Below are 16,979 nucleotides of genomic sequence, written 5' to 3'. Positions count from 1 at the left end.
GTCGGACCCCGTAAATTTAATGGAAATTGGACCTCCGATTACCATTGAATTTGCGGAACTCCCACCGGCGGCGGATGACCTGGTGCTCGCACGACGAGGGAGCGAGCGGTTCGCCCGCGCCTGGGGTGCCGCGGAGGGTGATCTGTGTGCGTGGTCGTCGACGTGGGTCAGGCGGGCAGGGTTTCGCCTGTTTCCAGGAGGGTTTTCAGGTTGGAGAGCAGGTGGGGCCAGCCGTTGCCGACCATCTGGCGCATCGTGCTGCCGTCCGGGAAGTCGTCGTGGGTGACGGTGAGCTTGACCGTCTCGCCGTGCGGTTCGAGCTCGAACGTGACCTTCGACCGGGACTCGGCGGCGAGCGTGGCGCGGAGGTCGTCGTCGATGCCCACGGCCGCCGCCCACTCCGGGGTCGGCGTGTGCCAGGTGTAGGAGAGCCGGCGGTGCGGCTCGGATTCCAGCACGACCTGCTCCGGGTCGGTGGTGCGCTGGCCGTTCTCCTCCCAGACCACGGGGGATCCCGGGCGCCAGTCGGTTTCGAAGGCGACTCCCCAGTAGCGGCGGGTGAACGCCGGATCGGTGAGGGCCTGCCACAGCTGTTCCGGCGTGGTTCGGATGAAAGTCGTGTAGACGAAGGCGTTTCCGCTCATCGGTGCTGACTCCAATGCTCGTTTGAGATCGGACAGCGCCTCGGCGCGCTGCCGGTCGTACTGGTGCATCCAGCGGTCGGCGATCGCGTTGATCGGTGCGGCGTTCAGGTAGTGCAACTTCTCGCGGCCGCGGCGAACAGTCGTGACCAGTCCCGCCTCCTCGAGCACCGCCAGGTGCTTGCTGACCGACTGCCGGGCCATGTTCAGCCCCGCGCACAGTTCGCGCAGCGCTTGCCCGTTCCGGGTGTTGAGGCTGTCCAGCAGTCGACGCCGGTTCGGGTCGGCCAGGGCCTTGAAGCCGAGGATGACGCCGATGATGGCCGGCAGCACCGGCAGGCCGTAGCGGCGCATCGCGAACCCGATCGCCCCGATGATGAACAGCAGCACCAGGTCCAGCGCGTTGCCGCCGACCGCGTAAGCGCCGACGCTGGCGAACAGCAGGATCCCCGCGTACAGGTACGGGCGCGGGACCTGCAGCAGCTTCGCCCACACCGGGGCCAGCGGCAGGTTGATGACCAGCAGCAGCACCAGGCCCACGAACATGCTCGCGATCAGCGTCCACACCAGGTCCGCCTCGCGCTGGAACAGCAGCGGTCCGGGCTGGATGCCGTACTGCTGGAACGCCGCCAGCATGACCGCGGCCACCGAGGTGGTCGGCAGGCCCAGGGTGAGCATCGTGACCATGGTGCCCGCGGCGCTCGACGTCGCGGTCGCCTCCGGTCCGGCGACGCCCTCGATCGCTCCCTTGCCCCAAGCACCGGTCTTGCGGGAGAGCTGCTTCTCCACGGTGTAGGACAGGAACGTCGGGACTTCCGCGCCACCGGCGGGGATCGCGCCGAACGGGAAACCGATCAGCGGTCCGCGCAGCCACGGCTTCCAGGCGCGCTGCAGGTCCGCCTTGCCCAGCCAGGGGCGGCCGACCGGGATCGGCTTCTCCTGGGTGTGGCGCAGGTGCGCGGCGACCCACAGCGACTCGCCGACGGCGAACAGGCCGACCGCCACGATCACCACGTCGATGCCGTCGGCCAGCTGCAGCGCGCCGAAGGTCAACCTGGCCTGGCCGCTCATCTGGTCCAGGCCGACCAGTCCGATGGTCAGGCCGATCAGCAGCGAGGCGAACCCGCGGATCCGCGAGCTGCCCAGCACCGTGGAGGTCGCGGCGAAGGCCAGCACCATGAACGCGAAGTAGTCCGGGGCGCCGATGTTGACCGCGTAGCCCGCGATGACCGGTGCCAGCAGCACCAGCAGGACCAGGCCGATCAGACCACCGATGAAGTGGCCGATCGCCGCCGCGGCCAGGGCTTGCGCCCCGCGTCCGCTCTTGGCCATCTTGTTGCCTTCGATGGCCACCACCACCGCCGCGCTCTCACCGGGGGTGTTGAGCAGGATCGAGGTGGTCGAGCCGCCGAACATGCCGCCGAAGTAGATGCCGGCGAACATGATGAACGCACCGGTGGGGTCCAGCGCGTAGGTCACCGGCAGCAGCAGCGCCACCGCCATCGCCGGGCCGATGCCCGGCAGCACGCCCACGGCGGTGCCGAGAAGCACGCCGATCGCGGCGAACAGCAGGTGTTCCGGGGTCAGCGCGGTGCCGAAACCCGCTAGGAGGTTGGACAGATCCATCGGTTACAGCACCCCCATCAGCGGGCCGCCGGGCAACGGGACGCCGAGCAGGTTGTTGAACGCCAACCAGGTGACCACCGCGATGCCCGCGGCGATCAGCGGATCGCGCACGAAGTTGCGGCTGCCCAGCGAGTAGGCCGCGCCCCAGAACAGGATCGCCGACGACGCCGGGAAACCGATCACGTTCACCAGCGCGGCGTTGAGCAGGAAGAACCCGGACAGCATCAGCAGCGTGCGCCAGTCGGTCGGCGCGTCCAGGTCGACGTCCTCGCCGCCTTCGGCCTCACCGCGGCCGCCGCGCAGCACGTCGCGGACCAGCAGCAGCGCGACCAGCAGGAGCAGCGTGCCGACCACGACCGGCACCGCCTTCGGCCCCACCGGGCCGCGCTGCGCGAAGTCGGTCGGGATGTTGATCGCATCGACCAGCACCAGCACGCCGACCACGAGCAGCAGGGCGCACAGGCCCAGCTCGGAGTGCGACTTCCACCAGCTCTGGCGCGGGGACCCGGCCTCCGCGCCCTTGGTGTCCACAGTGGAACTCATGCGGCCCCCAATTCCTTGAGGACCGACGCCACCCGGTCGTTCTCCGCCTTCAGGAAGGCGCCGAACTCGTCACCGGTCTGGAAGGCGTCCGACCACCCGTTGAGCCGCATCGCCTCGCGCCACTGCTCGGAGTCGTGCAGCCGGGTGAACAGCCCGATCAACCGCTCGCGCTCCTTGTCGGTGATGCCCGGCGGTGCGACGATGCCGCGCCAGTTGGTGAAGGTGACGTCCACACCGGACTCCTTCAGGGTCGGCGCGTCGATGCCCGGCACGCGTTCGGGGCCGGTCACCGCCAGCGCCCGCAGCTCGCCCGCGGCGATCTGGTCGCGGGTCTCACCGATCCCGGACACACCGAAGGCGACCTTGCTGCCCAGCACCGAGGCCATCAGCTCGCCGCCGCCGTCGAAGGGCACGTAGTTGACGTCCTTGGCCGGCAGGCCGATCGCCCGCGCGGTCAGCATCGGCGCCAGGTGGTCCGGTCCGCCCGGGGACGAACCGCCGCCGACCGGGACCGCACCCGGGTCGGCCTTCCAGGCCTGGAGCAGCTCGCCGATGTTGCGGTACGGCGAGCCCTTGGCCACCACGATGACGTCGGATTCCTCGGTCAGCTTCGCGATCGCCGTGGTGTCCTGCAGCGACACCGGCGAGTGGTTGGTGTACACCGACCCAACCACGCCGAGACCCATCGACATCACCAGCGCGCCGTTGCCCGCTTCGTTGACCAGCCGGCCCAGTCCGACGGTGCCGCCGGCGCCGGGCAGGTTGAAGACCTCGGTCGGTCCGTTCAGCCCGGTGTCCTCGATGGCCTTCACCGCGGTCCGCGCCGTGATGTCGTAGCCACCGCCGGGGGTGTTGGGCACCATGACCCGCATGCCGCGGATCTGGGCCCCTGCTGCGTCGTCCCGCCCGGTGCCCGCCAAGGGCGGCACCAGGAACACCAGCAGTGCTGCCCCCAGCACTGCCAGCGCCACTTTCACCTTGCGCATCATCACCTCACTGTGACCCCGATCTCGCATCGACCGGGTTGGTGGGTGATCATCCCCCGCGCGGCGCGCGCCGTCTCGGTTGCGGACCTATCGGAACTTCCGGAAGTTCTGTAACCGCAACCCCGCTCAGTTCACGCAGGGGATCCCGTCGGCGGTGATGGTGTTCTCGCCCTGCGGCGCGGGCGCCTGCCGGGCGGGGCCGTCCAGCTGCAGCCGCGGTCCGGCGGCGAGGTGCTGGGCGCCGGGCCCGTGGTAGTCGTGGCCGAGGACGACGCTGATGCGCCCGCCGCTCAGCGACGGGTCGGCTTCGGTGGGCAGGCCGCCGAGGTGTTCGGCGACGAAGCGGGCGGCCTCGTCGTTGCCTGGCGTGAACAGCACGCGCGAGGTGGCGGTTCCGGCGGTGTTGCCCACGTTGCCGACCGGGATGCCCTCGGAGTCGAGCTCGTCCTGGACGCGGGAGGCCAGTCCGGTGACGCCCGCACCGTTGTGCACGTCCACCACGCTGGTGTCCAGACCGCCGGGCCGCGGCGGCTCGGCGGGCAGCCCCTCGTTGACCCGCTGGATCATCAGCTGCACCTTGCGCGGGTTGACCTTCACCGCCATCCCGTCGTGCGGGGTGTCGTACTCGGGGTCCTCGACCGGGATGGTGTCGAAGCTGATGTTGCCGCCGGCCAGGCCCTGCAGCTGCCCGGCGAAGGAGAGCACGTCCAGCCCCTGGTCGAGCACCACGGACTGCTGCACCGAGTCGAACATGCCGTTCAGCTTGGCCGGGTTGGCCAGGGTCCCGGTGGACAGCACCGACCGCGCGAGTCCGGCCATGAACGCCTGCTGCCGCTGCACCCGGTCCAGGTCGCCGCGCGGCAGGCCGTGCCGCTGCCGGACGAAGGCCAGCGCGTCGCCCCCGGAGATCGTCTGGTGCCCGGCCGGGAAGTGAGCACCGGAGAACGGGTCGTCCACGGCGTCGTTCAGGCACACCTCGACGCCCCCGATCGCCTGGGTGAGCTGGTAGAAGCCGAGCAGGTTGACCTCGGCGTAGTGGTCGACGTTCACACCGGTGAGCTTTTCGACGGTGCGCACCAGCAGCTTTCGGCCCGCGTCGTTGGACCGGCGCTCCAGCTCGGCGGGGTCGGTCACGCCCTCGGCCTGCAGCGCGGTGCGCGCGTCGGCCTTGCCCCGCCCGTACGCGGAGTTGATCTTGTGCTCGCCGTGGCCGTCCGGGATCGAGACGTAGGAGTCGCGGGGCAGCGAGTACGCGACCGCGCGGGAGCGGTCCTGCGGGATGTGCAGCAGGATCAGCGTGTCGGTCAGGCTGGAACCGCTGTCGCCGGTCCGCAGCTCGCGCAGCATCTCCTCCGGCAGCGCGTTGCCCTGCGCGTCCGTGCGCCCGTCCAGCCCGACCAGCAGGATGTCCACCGCGCCGTCCTGGCCCGCGCCCGAGGTCACGTCGCTGGTCGACATGCCGCCCTGCAGGCGGCCGAACGTGCTCCACAAGTAGCCGCTGAACACGAACACCACGGTCGACGCCAGCGCGACCGCGACACGAGCGCCGGCCCACCACCGACGCCGAGCGGGCGCCGAGCGCACCCGAGCGATCGGCATCGTGCGGTCGTCGTGGCCGAAACCAGATCGGTCACCACCGGTCACCGGATCTCTCCTCACCCAGTCGAGCGGCCGAGCCACCGCGGGACGGCCGTCGCCGAGGCTACCCAAGGTTTTTCCGGGGGCGACCGAAGCATGAGCACCACCCGGACGTGGGTAGACTCGCGGAAGGCGCAACCGGAGGCCGCCTGAGCTGGATTCCAGGTGGTCGGACAGCGAGGAGTTACCCATGGGTTCGCTCAGTGCCTGGCACTGGCTGATCGTGATCGCCGCGGTCGTGCTGCTGTTCGGTTCGGCGAAGCTGCCCCAGATGGCCCGCTCGCTCGGCCAGTCGGCGCGCGTGCTCAAGGCCGAGGCGCGCGGTATGAAGGCCGACGAGGAAGCGGCCAAGTCGTCGGCCGTCGACAAGCCGAACGACGACCCCAAGAGCTGACCGCGAGCAGATCGGTCAACGGAAGAGCTCCCCTGCCGACCGAAGCCGACGGGGGAGCTCCTCGCTCCGCGCTGACTCCCCTCAGCGCAGGTTCGCCTCCAGCTGGTCGGCGAGCTTGTTCATGATCTTCGCGTAGCTGGCGTAGCTCATCGGCGCGACCGCGTCCCACTCGGCGAAGCGGTTCGCGGCGGCGGCCGGGTGCGCGGCGAAGACCGGGTTCGCCTTCATCTCCTCCGGCTTCATCGACGCCGACCGGGCGTCCCAGAGCAGGACGTCGCCGGGGTAGGCGTTGGCGTTCTCCCAGGACAGCCGCTCGAAGTAGCCGCCGCCCGCGACGTCGGGGTTCTTCGGCGTGGTGATCGGCAGGCCGAGCTCCTTGACGTAGTAGTCGAGGTCGGGGTTCCGCTCGGGAACCACCACGAAGTACTCCTCCTTGGTGCCGCCGACGGCCAGGATCGTCTTGTTCTCGGCGCGCATCCGCGCCCCGATGTCGCGCAGGCGCTGGGAGGCGGCGTTGAACGCCTCCTCGTCGGCCTTCACCTTCGCCGAGTCGACGTCGGCGCCGAGCGCGCGGGCCAGCTCCTTGTACTTGCCGATCGCCTCGGGCAGCGCGATGCCGGACTGCTGGACGCCGAGGGTCGGCACGACCTTCTTGACCGCGTCCTCCTGGTCCTGCACCAGGTGCCACAGGCCGGGGTACTCCGCGTACTTGCCGCTGACCAGCAGGTCGGGCTTCAGCGAGGCCAAGCGCTCCAGGTTCACCTCGCCGTAGCCGGCACCGGTGACGTCGGTGACCTTGCTCGGGTCGACGCTGCCCGCCTCCGGCTCGGTCGAGCCGTCCTCGCGCACCAGCGGACCGAACGTGCCGGCGACCGGCACGCCGAAGTCGTTCAGCGCACCGGCCGCGGAGACCTGCGCGATGATCCGCTCCGGGCGGTGGTCGACGTTGACGACGGTCCCGCGGTCATCGGTGTAGGACCACGCACCTCCCCCCTGCCCTTCCGGCGCGTTCGAGCCGCACCCTGCCAAGACGCCCGCTGCCAGCGCTAACGCGGCCCCGGCCCGAATCTTGTGACGCACACCAACCTCCCGAAATCTGTAAGGCTAGGCTAACCTAGCAGCTGATCTCGGGAGGTTTTCGGATGGCAGGTACGCAGACCGCGCAGCTCCGGCCGGACTACCGGCTGTTCCCCGTCGACGTGACGCGGGTCCAGCGGCTCGGCCCCAGCTTCGTCCGGATCACCTTCAGCGCCGAATGCCTGCGCGGTTTCGGCGCCGGCGGTGACGACCAGCGGATCAAGCTGGTCCTGCCGCAGCCCGGCCGCACGGTCGCGGACTTCCCGGACGGCCCGGACTGGTACCAGCGGTGGCTGGCGCAGCCCGACGAGATCCGCCCGACGCTGCGCACCTACACGGTCCGCGCCTTCCGCCCCTCCCCCTCCGGCCCCGCCGAGCTCGACGTCGACTTCGTGCTGCACGGCACCACCGACGGGCACGGCGGCCCCGCCTCCAACTGGGCCGCCACCGCCCGCCCCGGCCAGCAGATCGGGCTGCTCGGCCCGGACCGCCCCGGCTGCGGGCGCCCGTGGGGCTGCGAGTGGGCGCCGCCGGAGTCGGCCAGCCACCTGGTCCTGGCCGGTGACGAGACGGCAGTGCCGGCGGTCGCCGCGATCGTCGAGAACCTGCCCCGGTGCGCCCGCGGCGTCGTCTGCCTCGAAGTGCCCGAGGAGATGGACCGCCAGGACTGGGCGGTTCCCGCCGGGGTCGACGTGCGGTGGTTCGCCCGCTGCACCGGCGCCCCGCACGGCAAGCTGCTCGAGGAAGGCGTCGCCGCCGCGCTCGCCGAGCTGCAGCCGCGGTGCTCCCCCGGCTCCGCCGAGCTGGACGACATCGACGTGGACACCGAGGCGCTCTGGGAAGTCCCCGCCGAGGACACCGCGCCGAGCCGCCTCTACGGCTGGCTGGCCGGCGAGGCGGGCGTGATCAAGCGGCTGCGCCGGATGCTGGTCAGCGACTACGGCATCCCGAAGCAGTCCGTGGCCTTCATGGGCTACTGGCGCGAGGGCCGCAGCTGAGGCGTTCCGGCCATTGCTGTCGGTGCCCCCGTTTACTGTTCCAGCGACCGTGCCGGCCTCGCCAACGCATCCGGCGTCGTCCTAGAGTCGCAGCAGGAGCAGCCGAAAGGGGGCCGCCATGAGCGCCACCATGGCCGTCGAGGACTTCACCACCGCGGCGGATCCGTACCGGCGCGAGCTGCTCGCGCACTGCTACCGGATGCTCGGGTCGCTCCACGACGCCGAAGACCTGGTGCAGGAGACCTACCTTCGCGCGTGGCGGGCCTACGACCGGTTCGAAGGCCGCTCGTCGCTGCGCACCTGGCTGTACAAGATCGCCACGACCGCCTGCCTGACCGCGTTGGAGAACCGCAAGCGCCGCCCGCTGCCGACCGGGCTCGGCGGCCCGAGCGAGATCCCACGCGACGAGCTGGTGGAGCGGCCCGAGATCACCTGGCTGGAGCCGATCCCGGACTCGGCGATCGCCGAGGACCCGACCGATCCGGCCACCATCGTCAGCACCCGGGAGAGCACCCGGCTGGCGTTCATCGCCGCCCTCCAGCACCTGCCCGCCCGGCAGCGCGCGGTGCTGGTGCTGCGCGACGTGCTCAAGTGGAAGGCCGCCGAGGTCGCCGAGGCGATGGGCGTCAGCACGGCGGCGGTCAACAGCATCCTGCAGCGCGCCCGCGCGCAGCTCGCCGAGGTCAAGCCCTCGCAGGACGACAGGCCCGAGCCGCTGACCGCGGAGCAGCGGCAGCTGCTGGACCGCTACGTGACCGCGTTCGAGGCCAAGGACATCTCCGCCATCGTGCAGCTGTTCACCGCTGAGGCGATCTGGGAGATGCCGCCGTTCACCACCTGGGTGCGCGGCGCCGAGCAGATCGGCCGGCTCGTCGACCTCCACTGCCCGGCCAAGTCCGACGACCTGCGGTTGCTGCCGGCCCGGGCCAACGGCCAGGTGGCGTTCGGCGTCTACATGCGCGGGCCCGACGACGTGTTCCGGCCGTTCCACCTGCAGGTCCTGGAACTCGACGGCGACGCGGTCCGGCACGCGGTCGCGTTCTTCGACGTCAGCGTGTTCCCCGCCTTCGGCCTGCCCGAGACCTACCCGGAACCGCGCGACTAGTCGATCGGGTGCGCCGCGAGGAAGTCCAGCACCGCGCCGGAGGCTTCCTCGCGCTGCTCCTCGAAGTAGGCGTGCCTGGCCCCTTCCAGGTAGTGCACTTCGGCGCCGGGGATGCGGTTGGCGAGGATCACCGCGTTGTCGACCGGGCTGAACCGGTCGTCGGTGCCGTGCAGGACCAGCGTCGGCGCCGTGACCTGGTCCAGCACCGCCCAGCTGTCGTGGCCGTTGCTGGCGCGCAGGTGCGCGCGGCGGGCGTGGCTGGGCATCTGGCCACCGAGCGTCCCGTACGGGCCGGGGTGCTCGCGCACCCACTCCGGGCTGTACATCAGGTCGATCAGGGCCTCTCGGGCGGCTTCGACCGACGGCTGGGCCAGTGCGCGGGTGATCTCCGGGGCGGCTTTCAGCCCGTGCACGCCGCCGACCGAGGTGCAGCCGAGGGCCAGCGCACCGACGCGGTCCGGGTAGTCGATCGCCAGCCACTGGGCGACCTTCCCGCCCATCGAGGTGCCGTAGACGTGCGCGCGGGCGATGCCGAGCTCGTCGAGGACGCTGATCACGTCGGTGGCGAAGCGGCGGACGCTGTACTCGGCGTCGGCGGGCTTGTCGCTCTCCCCGGTGCCCAGGTAGTCCAGCACGATCACCTGGTGCTCGGCCTCGAAGTCGGCGCGCACGCGGTCCCACCAGTGGTGGGTGTTGGCCTGCCCGCTGAGCAGCACCAGCGGTTCCCCGCTGCCGTGCGCTTCGTAGTAGATCTCGGCTTGGTCGGCACTCTTCACGAACGGCACGCTCGTCATCCTATGGTGCGAGGCGCCTCCGCTGTGCTCACCCGCCACCGGTGCTCTAATGCCCGGTATGACCGGCTCGGAGCCGATTCGCCTGACCCAGTACGCGCACGGCGGCGGGTGCGCGTGCAAGATCCCGCCGGGCGAGCTGGAAGCGGTGCTGAGCGGGGTGGTGACCGATGTCCCCAACCCCGGTGCGCAACTGCTGGTCGGCCTCGCCACCGGTGATGACGCCGCAGTGGTGCGCGCGAACGGCGGACCCGGGGTCGTGGCCACCACGGACTTCTTCACCCCGGTCGTGGACGATCCGCGCGACTGGGGGCGCATCGCGGCGGCCAACGCGATGTCCGATGTGTACGCGATGGGCGGCACGCCGATCGTCGCGGTGAACCTGCTCGGCTGGCCCCGCGAAGTCCTGCCGTTCGAGCTGGCCGCGGAGGTGCTGCGCGGCGGCTGCGAGGTCGCGGCGGAGGCCGGGTGCCACATCGGTGGTGGGCACAGCATCGACGATCCCGAACCGAAGTACGGCTTGGCGGTGACCGGGCTGGTCGATCCGGACCGGTTGCTGCGCAACGACACCGCGCGTCCCGGCCAGCCGCTGTCGCTGACAAAACCGCTGGGCATCGGCGTGCTCAACACCCGCCACAAGCGCACCGGGCAACGCTTCCCGCAGGCCGTCGAAGCGATGACGACGCTCAACCGGGACGCGGCCGCCGCGGCGCTGCGGGCGGGCGCGGTGTGCGCCACCGACGTCACCGGGTTCGGACTGCTCGGGCACCTGTTCAAGATGATGCGCGCTTCGGGTGCTACCGCGGAGATCGACGTCGCTGCCGTGCCCTACCTCGACGGCGCGCGGGATGCGGTGCGCGCCGGTTTCGTCAGCGGCGGGACGCGGCGGAACCTGGACTGGGTCCGGCCGCACCTCGACGCCGGAACCGCCTCCGACGAGGACCAGCTGCTGCTCGCCGACGCGCAGACCTCCGGCGGGCTGCTGGTGGCCGGTGAGGTTCCCGGTGCTCCCGTGATCGGCCGGGTGCTGCCCGCTGGAAATGCCGTCATCGCACTGCGGTGAGGCGCGCCCACATCGTGGGCGGCAACGGGGTTTCGTTGACGCTCCGCCGAATTCGGTTCTAGCGTGGCAGGTATGGCGCAGCCGGTTCAGCTGGTCACCCGGGACCACGTGGATCTCCTCCGGATCATCTCCGCCGCCTGTCCGCGGCGCTGACGCCGCGCACCTCCCCTCTTTCATCCACTGTGGACGATTCAGGTCCGCGGTGGTTCACGCCCGCAGGAAGGACGACCTGCACATGGCACCTCCCGAACTGCACCTCGCAGTAGCGCTCGACGGAGCGGGCTGGCACCCCGCTGCCTGGCGGCGACCGCAAGCCCGCCCCGCCGAGCTGTTCACCGCCGGGTACTGGGTCGATCTCGCGCAGGAGGCCGAGCGCGGACTGCTCGACCTCATCACCTTCGAAGACGCCCTCGGCCCGCAATCCAGCCGCGACGACGGTCCCGACGACCGCACCGACCAGGTGCGCGGACGGCTCGACGCCGGACTGATCGCCGCCCGCGTGGCGCCCCGGACCGAGCGGATCGGCCTGGTGCCCAGCGCCGTGGTCACCCACACCGAGCCGTTCCACATCTCCAAAGCCGTCGCCAGCCTCGACTACATCAGCACCGGACGGGCGGGCTGGCAGCCGAAGGTGTCCGCGATGCGCAGCGAATCCGCGCACTTCGGCCGCCGCGAGGTGCGCGCCGCCGAGCTGTTCGACGAGGCCGCCGACTACGTCGAGGTGGTGCGCCGGTTGTGGGACAGCTGGGAGGACGGCGCGGAGATCCGGGACGTGGCCACCGGCCGGTTCATCGACCGCAACAAGCTGCACTACATCGACTTCACCGGGAAGTGGTTCGACGTCAAGGGACCGTCGATCACTCCCCGACCTCCTCAGGGCCAGCCGCTGGTCACCGCGCTGGCGACCGACGCGGCCGGGCACCGCTTCGCCGCCCGCGCGGCCGACGTCGTGTTCACCACTCCCCACGACGCCGAGCAAGCTGCGCTCGTCGAGTCCCGCATCCGCTCCGAACAGGCCGCGGCCGGCCGGGAGCAGGACCGGCTGCACGTGTTCGGCGACCTCGTGGTGTTCCTCGGACCGGACGCGGCCGACCGGAAGGCCGAGCTGGACGAGCTCGACGGCGCGGAGTCCACATCGGACGCTCCGGTGTTCACCGGCACCGCCGCCGAACTCGCCGACCGGCTGCAGGACTGGGCCGCGGCAGGGCTTTCCGGCTTCCGGCTGCGCCCTGCGGCGATCCCCGAGGACCTGACCGCGATCACCCGCGAACTGGTCCTGGAGCTGCAACGACGTGAGCTGTTCCGCACCTCCTACGACAACGATTCGCTGCGCGGGCGGCTCGGATTCCCCCGCCCGGCCAGCCGTTACGCCACAGCTGGAGGACGTCCGTGAGCAAGCAGATCCACCTCGCCGCGCACTTCCCCGGCGTCAACAACACCACGGTGTGGAGCGATCCGCGGTCGTTGAGCCAGATCGAGTTCTCCTCGTTCGAGCACCTCGCCCGCACCGCCGAGCGCGCCAAGTTCGACTTCCTGTTCCTGGCCGAGGGACTGCGGCTGCGGGAGCAGGGCGGCGAGATCTACGACCTCGACGTGGTGGGCCGCCCCGACACCTTCACCGTGCTGGCCGGGCTGGCCGCCGTCACCGAGCACCTGGGGCTGGCCGGCACGATCAACTCGACGTTCAACGAGCCCTACGAGGTGGCGCGGCAGTTCGCCAGCCTCGACCACCTCTCCGGCGGGCGGTCCGCCTGGAACGTGGTGACCTCGTGGGACGCGTTCACCGGCCAGAACTTCCGGCGCGGCGGTTTCCTGCCGGAGGAGCAGCGCTACGAGCGCGCCGAGCAGTTCCTGCGCACCGCGTGGGAGCTGTTCGACTCGTGGCGCGGCGACGAGATCGTCGCGGACAAGGAGACCGGCACCTTCCTCACCGATCCGCGCGCCGGTTCGTTCGCGCACCGCGACGCGCAGTTCGACATCGCAGGCCGGTTCAACGTGCCGCGCAGCCCGCAGGGGCGGCCGGTGATCTTCCAGGCCGGGGATTCCGACGCCGGCCGGGAGTTCGCCGCCTCCGCCGCCGATGCGATCTTCACCGGGCACGGAACCCTCCAGGCGGGCAAGGACTTCTACGCCGACGTCAAGCGCCGACTGCCCGCGCACGGGCGGTCCCGGGAGGAGCTGCTGGTGTTCCCGGCGACGACCGTGGTGCTCGGCGACACCGGCGCCGAAGCCCAGGAGCGCGCCGCGCACATCCGCTACCAGCAGGTCAGCGGGCAGACCGCGATCCGGTTCCTGGAGCAGCTGTGGAACCGCGACCTCAGCGACCTCAACCCGGACGGTCCGCTGCCCGCGTTCGACCCGGTGCCGGGCGAGAACACCATCGCCAAGGGGCGCGCCAGCGTGCGCCGCCACCGCGATCCGGTGGCCACCGCCCGCGAGTGGCGCGAACTGGCCGAGGCCAAGCAGTTGTCCATCCGGGAGCTGATCATCGAGGTGACGGCGCGCCAGTCGTTCGTCGGCACCGCGTCGAGCGTGGCGGCGGAGATGGACCGGTTCGTGCAGGAGGACGCCTGCGACGGGTTCATCCTCGTCCCGCACCTGACGCCCGGCGGCCTCGACGAGTTCGCGGACACCGTGGTGCCGCTGCTCCAGGAGCGCGGCGTGTACCGCGCGGAATACCCGGGCAGCACGTTGCGCGACAACCTCGGTCTGCCCCGCAATGATCGGAGGTCGCGCTGATGCCCACCCCGCTCTCGGTCCTGGACCTCGCCCCGATCCCGTCGGGGCACACCGCCGCGGATGCGCTGCACAACACCATCGACCTTGCGCGAAGAGCCGAACAGCTCGGCTACCAGCGCTATTGGGTCGCCGAGCACCACCTCACGCCCGGCGTCGCCTCAGCGGCCCCCGCCGTGCTGATCGCACTGATCGCCGGGGCCACCAATCGGATCCGGGTCGGTTCGGCGGCGGTGCTGCTGGGTCAGCACTCGCCGCTGGTGGTGGCCGAGCAGTTCGGCACGATCGCCCAGCTTCACCCGGACCGGGTGGACCTCGGTCTCGGCCGCGTCGCCCCGAACCGGAGCGAGGACCTCGCCCGGCGCTTCGCCGAACCGGGACCGGTGTCGCAGCCCGAGGTCGTCGACGGACTGCTGATCCCGCCGAAACCGCGCGGACTGGCCAAATCCGAGCAGCTCCTCGCCCGCATCGCCGAGCAGCAGCGCCGGGTCGGCAGCCCGGCGGAGGAGCTGGACTACCGCACGCAGGTCAGCCGGATCCTGCAGTACCTCACCGGCAGCTCCCGCGACGACCGCGGTGAGCCGCTGACCGCCAATCCCGCCGAGGGCGCGGACCTGGACGTGTGGATCCTGGGCTCCAGCGCCGGGGAGAGCTCCGCCGCGGCAGGCGCGCTGGGCCTGCCGTTCGCGGCGAACTACCACGTCAACCCGTCCACCGTGCTGGAGTCGGTGTCGGCCTACCGCCGCGACTTCACCGCGTCGACCAGGTTGAAGCGCCCGTACGTGGTGGTGTCGGCGGACGTGCTGGTGGCCGACACCGATGAGGCGGCCCGCGAACTCGCCGCCCCGTACGCGCGTTGGGTGCACAGCATCCGCACCGGGGCGGGTGCGATCCCGTTCCCCACCCCGGCGGAGGCAGCCGCGTTCGCGTGGACCGACGAGCAGCGGGCGCTGGTCGCCGACCGGGTGGACACGCAGTTCGTGGGCGCACCGGAGACCGTCGCACGCGGTTTGGCGGCGCTGCGCGACGCGACCGGTGCGGACGAGCTGGTGGTCACCACGATGACCCACGACCACCTCGACCGGGTGCGCTCCTACGAGCTGCTGGCCAAGGCGTGGCAGGAGGTCTAGCCGCGTCCGATGAACGGCATCGCGGTGGCGGTGATGGTCAGGAACTGGACGTTCGCCGACAACGGCAGTCCCGCCATGTACAGCACGGCTTCGGCGACGTGCCGCGCGTCGAAGGTCGGCTCGGGACGGGTGGTGCCGTCGGCCTGCGCTGCCCCGGTGGCGATGCCTGCGGTCATGTCGGTGGCGGCGTTGCCGATGTCGATCTGCCCGCAGGCGATGTCGTACGGGCGGCCGTCCAGCGAGATCGACTTGGTCAGGCCGGTGATGGCGTGCTTGGTCGCGGTGTAGGCGACGCTGCGCGGCCGCGGGCTGTGCGCGGAGATCGACCCGTTGTTGATGATCCGCCCGCCCTGCGGCTGCTGGTCCTTCATGATGCGGAAGGCGTGCTGGGCGCAGAGGAACGAGCCGGTCAGGTTGATCTGCACGACGTCCTGCCAGTCCTCGTGCGGCAGCTCGCCGACGGATCCGGCGGGGCCGAAGGTGCCCGCGTTGTTGACCAGCAGGTCAACGCGGCCCCACTGCTCGCGCACCCCGTCGAACAGCGCGGCGACCGACTCGGGGTCGCCGACGTCGGTGGGCACGGCGAGCGCCGCCGGTGATCCTTGCGCGGTTTCCCGCAGCGGTTCGAGGCGTCGCCCGGCCAGCGCCACCCGGTAACCGGCGTCGAGCAGTGCTCGCGCGATCTCCCGGCCGACACCGGATCCGGCACCGGTCACCACCGCGACTCGCTCGTCGGTCATCTGCCCTCCCGTTGTGGATGTCGACGGCCCGCTCATTGATACCTGAGCGGGCCGCCGACCCGCGGGTCAGGCCCCGGCTTCGCGCAGCAGGATGTCGACCGCCGCGTCGTTGCGCTGGGTTTCCCGCTCGATCACCTCGTCGGGCGGGTAGAAGCCGTCGATGCCGCCGCTGGAGGGGTACATCTCGAAGGTGAAGGAGAGGATCTTGTGCTTGCCCCACATCCAGTCGTTGACGCTGCCGTCGGTGACGTAGAGGTCGCTGGACTGCTCCGGGGTGTAGCCGTTGGTCTGCGCCATCTCGGTGCCGACCCGCACGAACCGGTCGTACTCCTCCTGCGTCATGCCCTCGGCGGTGTCGGCATCGGTGTAGCCGTAGGGCCAGAGCACGAGTTCGGAGAAGGTGTGGAAGTCGATGTGCGCCTTGATCTGCTGCACGCCGTCGACCACGCGGGAGTCGACGAACCGGGCGAGCTCGCTGGCTTCGGGTGAGGAGAAGGGCGCGCTGCCGCGGTAGGTCTCGTCGTTCGGGTCGTCGCTGGAGCCGCCGCAGCAGCCCCACTGGTAGTCCCAGTTGCGGTTGGTGTCGGTGCCGGTGTCCTGCCGGTTCTTCCGCCAGCCCTGGTACTCCCCGGACTCGACGTCGTAGGTGGAGCCGTCCGGGTTGGAGACCGGCACGATCCAGATCTCGCGGCTGTCGACGATCTCCTTGATGGCCGGGTCGGAGGCGTACCCGTCGGTGAACCGGTTGATGATGCGCAGGCACATCTCGGTGGTCAGGTGCTCCCGCGCGTGCTGGTTGCAGCTGAACAGCACCTCGGGCTCGGCCTCGTCCTGCCCGACGTTCCCGCTGATCTTCAGCACCGGGATGTCGCGACCTTCGAAGGACTTGCCGACGCTGGACTTCGCCGCGATGTCGCCGTGGTCGGCGACGGTCTGGTCCAGGACCTGGTTGACCTCGTCGAAGTCGTGGTAGCCCTGGTCGTCCGGCGGGAAGGCGGAGGTGCCGGGACCGGCCTGCCGACCGAGGTTGAGCTGGTCGAGCGCGCTGATGGCGTCCTGCTGCTTCTGGAGCGCGAACCCGGCGGCCCGGAGCTCCTCGGCCTGTTCGGGGGTCGCCTCGACGGTGGCCGAGTTCCCGGCGACGGACAGGATCTGCGCGCCGATGCGGTTGATCTCGGTCCTGGTGCGGCTGTCGGTGTCCGGCACGGTGTAGACCGCGGTGCCGCCGGCGGTGGCCGCTGGGGTGGCGGCCGGGTCGTCAGGGGCGGCCGAGACGCCCGCTTGGGCTGCGGGTATCAGCAGGAGGCAGGCCGCGGCCGCGATTGTGGCCGCGGTGCGCCGTGAACTGAACATCGGACCTCCGATCGATCAGCGGTCGTGGAGATCCGAATCTGGTCGACCCGAGCACGGCCCACCACCAGCGAAAGTGGCATTCCCGGCAACTGCCGGTTCCCACTTGCGCGGGCATAAACCGGTAAAACCGCACCGCACCGCAGAGCAGCAAGCAGCTC

15 protein-coding genes are annotated in these 16,979 nt (G+C 70.9%); 7 read left to right on the top strand and 8 right to left on the bottom strand.

The features are described from left to right. Positions 1–167 precede the first annotated feature (167 nt). The 4 genes from ABTZ89_RS20805 to ABTZ89_RS20790 form a co-directional block, all read right to left on the bottom strand. Positions 168–2,267: a metalloregulator ArsR/SmtB family transcription factor gene (locus tag ABTZ89_RS20805; RefSeq protein ID WP_351047077.1), complete on the bottom strand. Its 2,100-nt coding sequence runs from the start codon at positions 2,265–2,267 to the stop codon at positions 168–170. Positions 2,268–2,270: 3 nt separating this feature from the next. After that, positions 2,271–2,810 carry a tripartite tricarboxylate transporter TctB family protein gene (locus tag ABTZ89_RS20800; RefSeq protein WP_270953136.1) on the bottom strand — a complete coding sequence of 180 codons (540 nt, stop codon included), beginning with the start codon at positions 2,808–2,810 and terminating at the stop codon, positions 2,271–2,273. Then, on the bottom strand, positions 2,807–3,796 hold the full coding sequence (locus ABTZ89_RS20795; RefSeq protein ID WP_270953149.1) for a Bug family tripartite tricarboxylate transporter substrate binding protein: 990 nt from the start codon (positions 3,794–3,796) through the stop codon (positions 2,807–2,809). Before ABTZ89_RS20795 ends, ABTZ89_RS20800 begins: the two co-directional genes overlap by 4 nt. Before the next feature lie 126 nt (positions 3,797–3,922). Next, positions 3,923–5,440 (bottom strand): LCP family protein, encoded by a 1,518-nt coding sequence (locus ABTZ89_RS20790; RefSeq protein ID WP_351047074.1) that lies wholly within the window; start codon positions 5,438–5,440, stop codon positions 3,923–3,925. 184 nt (positions 5,441–5,624) lie between these two features. Between ABTZ89_RS20790 and tatA the strand changes: the two genes are divergently transcribed. Beyond that, positions 5,625–5,828, top strand: a complete 204-nt coding sequence (gene tatA, locus ABTZ89_RS38970) for a Sec-independent protein translocase subunit TatA (RefSeq protein WP_502949572.1) — start codon at positions 5,625–5,627, stop codon at positions 5,826–5,828. An 81-nt stretch (positions 5,829–5,909) separates the two neighbouring features. On the opposite strand, the gene ABTZ89_RS20780 is transcribed toward tatA, so the two are convergent. Then, a complete protein-coding gene (locus ABTZ89_RS20780) occupies positions 5,910–6,908 on the bottom strand; it encodes an ABC transporter substrate-binding protein (protein WP_351047072.1) in 999 nt (332 codons plus the stop codon). Positions 6,909–6,970: 62 nt separating this feature from the next. Here ABTZ89_RS20780 and ABTZ89_RS20775 point away from each other — a divergent pair, with 62 nt between their 5' ends. Both ABTZ89_RS20775 and ABTZ89_RS20770 read left to right on the top strand, forming a co-directional pair. Next, a complete protein-coding gene (locus ABTZ89_RS20775) occupies positions 6,971–7,903 on the top strand; it encodes a siderophore-interacting protein (protein WP_270953139.1) in 933 nt (310 codons plus the stop codon). A 118-nt stretch (positions 7,904–8,021) separates the two neighbouring features. Then, the gene (locus tag ABTZ89_RS20770; RefSeq protein ID WP_408641944.1) at positions 8,022–9,008 is read left to right on the top strand and encodes a sigma-70 family RNA polymerase sigma factor; all 987 of its coding nucleotides are present in this window, start codon (positions 8,022–8,024) and stop codon (positions 9,006–9,008) included. Here ABTZ89_RS20770 and ABTZ89_RS20765 read toward each other — a convergent pair. Further along, positions 9,005–9,802, bottom strand: a complete 798-nt coding sequence (locus ABTZ89_RS20765) for an alpha/beta fold hydrolase (protein WP_351047069.1) — start codon at positions 9,800–9,802, stop codon at positions 9,005–9,007. The genes ABTZ89_RS20770 and ABTZ89_RS20765 overlap by 4 nt on opposite strands. Before the next feature lie 58 nt (positions 9,803–9,860). On the opposite strand from ABTZ89_RS20765, the gene selD reads away from it, so the two are divergent. The 4 genes from selD to ABTZ89_RS20745 all read left to right on the top strand — a co-directional run bounded on the left by selD (position 9,861) and on the right by ABTZ89_RS20745 (position 14,728). Further along, entirely contained in the window at positions 9,861–10,862 is a 1,002-nt protein-coding gene (gene selD, locus ABTZ89_RS20760; RefSeq protein WP_351047067.1) for a selenide, water dikinase SelD, read from the top strand. 235 nt (positions 10,863–11,097) lie between these two features. Next, on the top strand, positions 11,098–12,255 hold the full coding sequence (locus ABTZ89_RS20755) for an LLM class flavin-dependent oxidoreductase (RefSeq protein WP_351047064.1): 1,158 nt from the start codon (positions 11,098–11,100) through the stop codon (positions 12,253–12,255). After that, positions 12,252–13,601, top strand: a complete 1,350-nt coding sequence (locus tag ABTZ89_RS20750; protein WP_351047061.1) for an NtaA/DmoA family FMN-dependent monooxygenase — start codon at positions 12,252–12,254, stop codon at positions 13,599–13,601. The genes ABTZ89_RS20755 and ABTZ89_RS20750 overlap by 4 nt, the downstream gene beginning before the upstream one ends. After that, on the top strand, positions 13,601–14,728 hold the full coding sequence (locus tag ABTZ89_RS20745; RefSeq protein WP_351047058.1) for an MsnO8 family LLM class oxidoreductase: 1,128 nt from the start codon (positions 13,601–13,603) through the stop codon (positions 14,726–14,728). The genes ABTZ89_RS20750 and ABTZ89_RS20745 overlap by 1 nt, the downstream gene beginning before the upstream one ends. Here ABTZ89_RS20745 and ABTZ89_RS20740 read toward each other — a convergent pair. Together ABTZ89_RS20740 and ABTZ89_RS20735 are read right to left on the bottom strand one after the other, a co-directional pair. After that, a complete protein-coding gene (locus tag ABTZ89_RS20740) occupies positions 14,725–15,468 on the bottom strand; it encodes an SDR family oxidoreductase (RefSeq protein ID WP_270953147.1) in 744 nt (247 codons plus the stop codon). The two genes, ABTZ89_RS20745 and ABTZ89_RS20740, sit on opposite strands and share 4 nt — an antisense overlap. A gap of 66 nt (positions 15,469–15,534) precedes the next feature. Further along, on the bottom strand, positions 15,535–16,821 hold the full coding sequence (locus tag ABTZ89_RS20735) for a M14 family metallopeptidase (protein ID WP_351047055.1): 1,287 nt from the start codon (positions 16,819–16,821) through the stop codon (positions 15,535–15,537). Between the last annotated feature and the right edge of the window lie 158 nt (positions 16,822–16,979).

Origin of the sequence: Saccharopolyspora sp. NPDC002686, assembly GCF_040295745.1 — a bacterium.
Lineage (GTDB): Bacteria > Actinomycetota > Actinomycetes > Mycobacteriales > Pseudonocardiaceae > Saccharopolyspora > Saccharopolyspora oryzae.
Note: the sequence above shows the minus strand (reverse complement) of the source record. Positions and strands in the feature narration are given on the sequence as shown.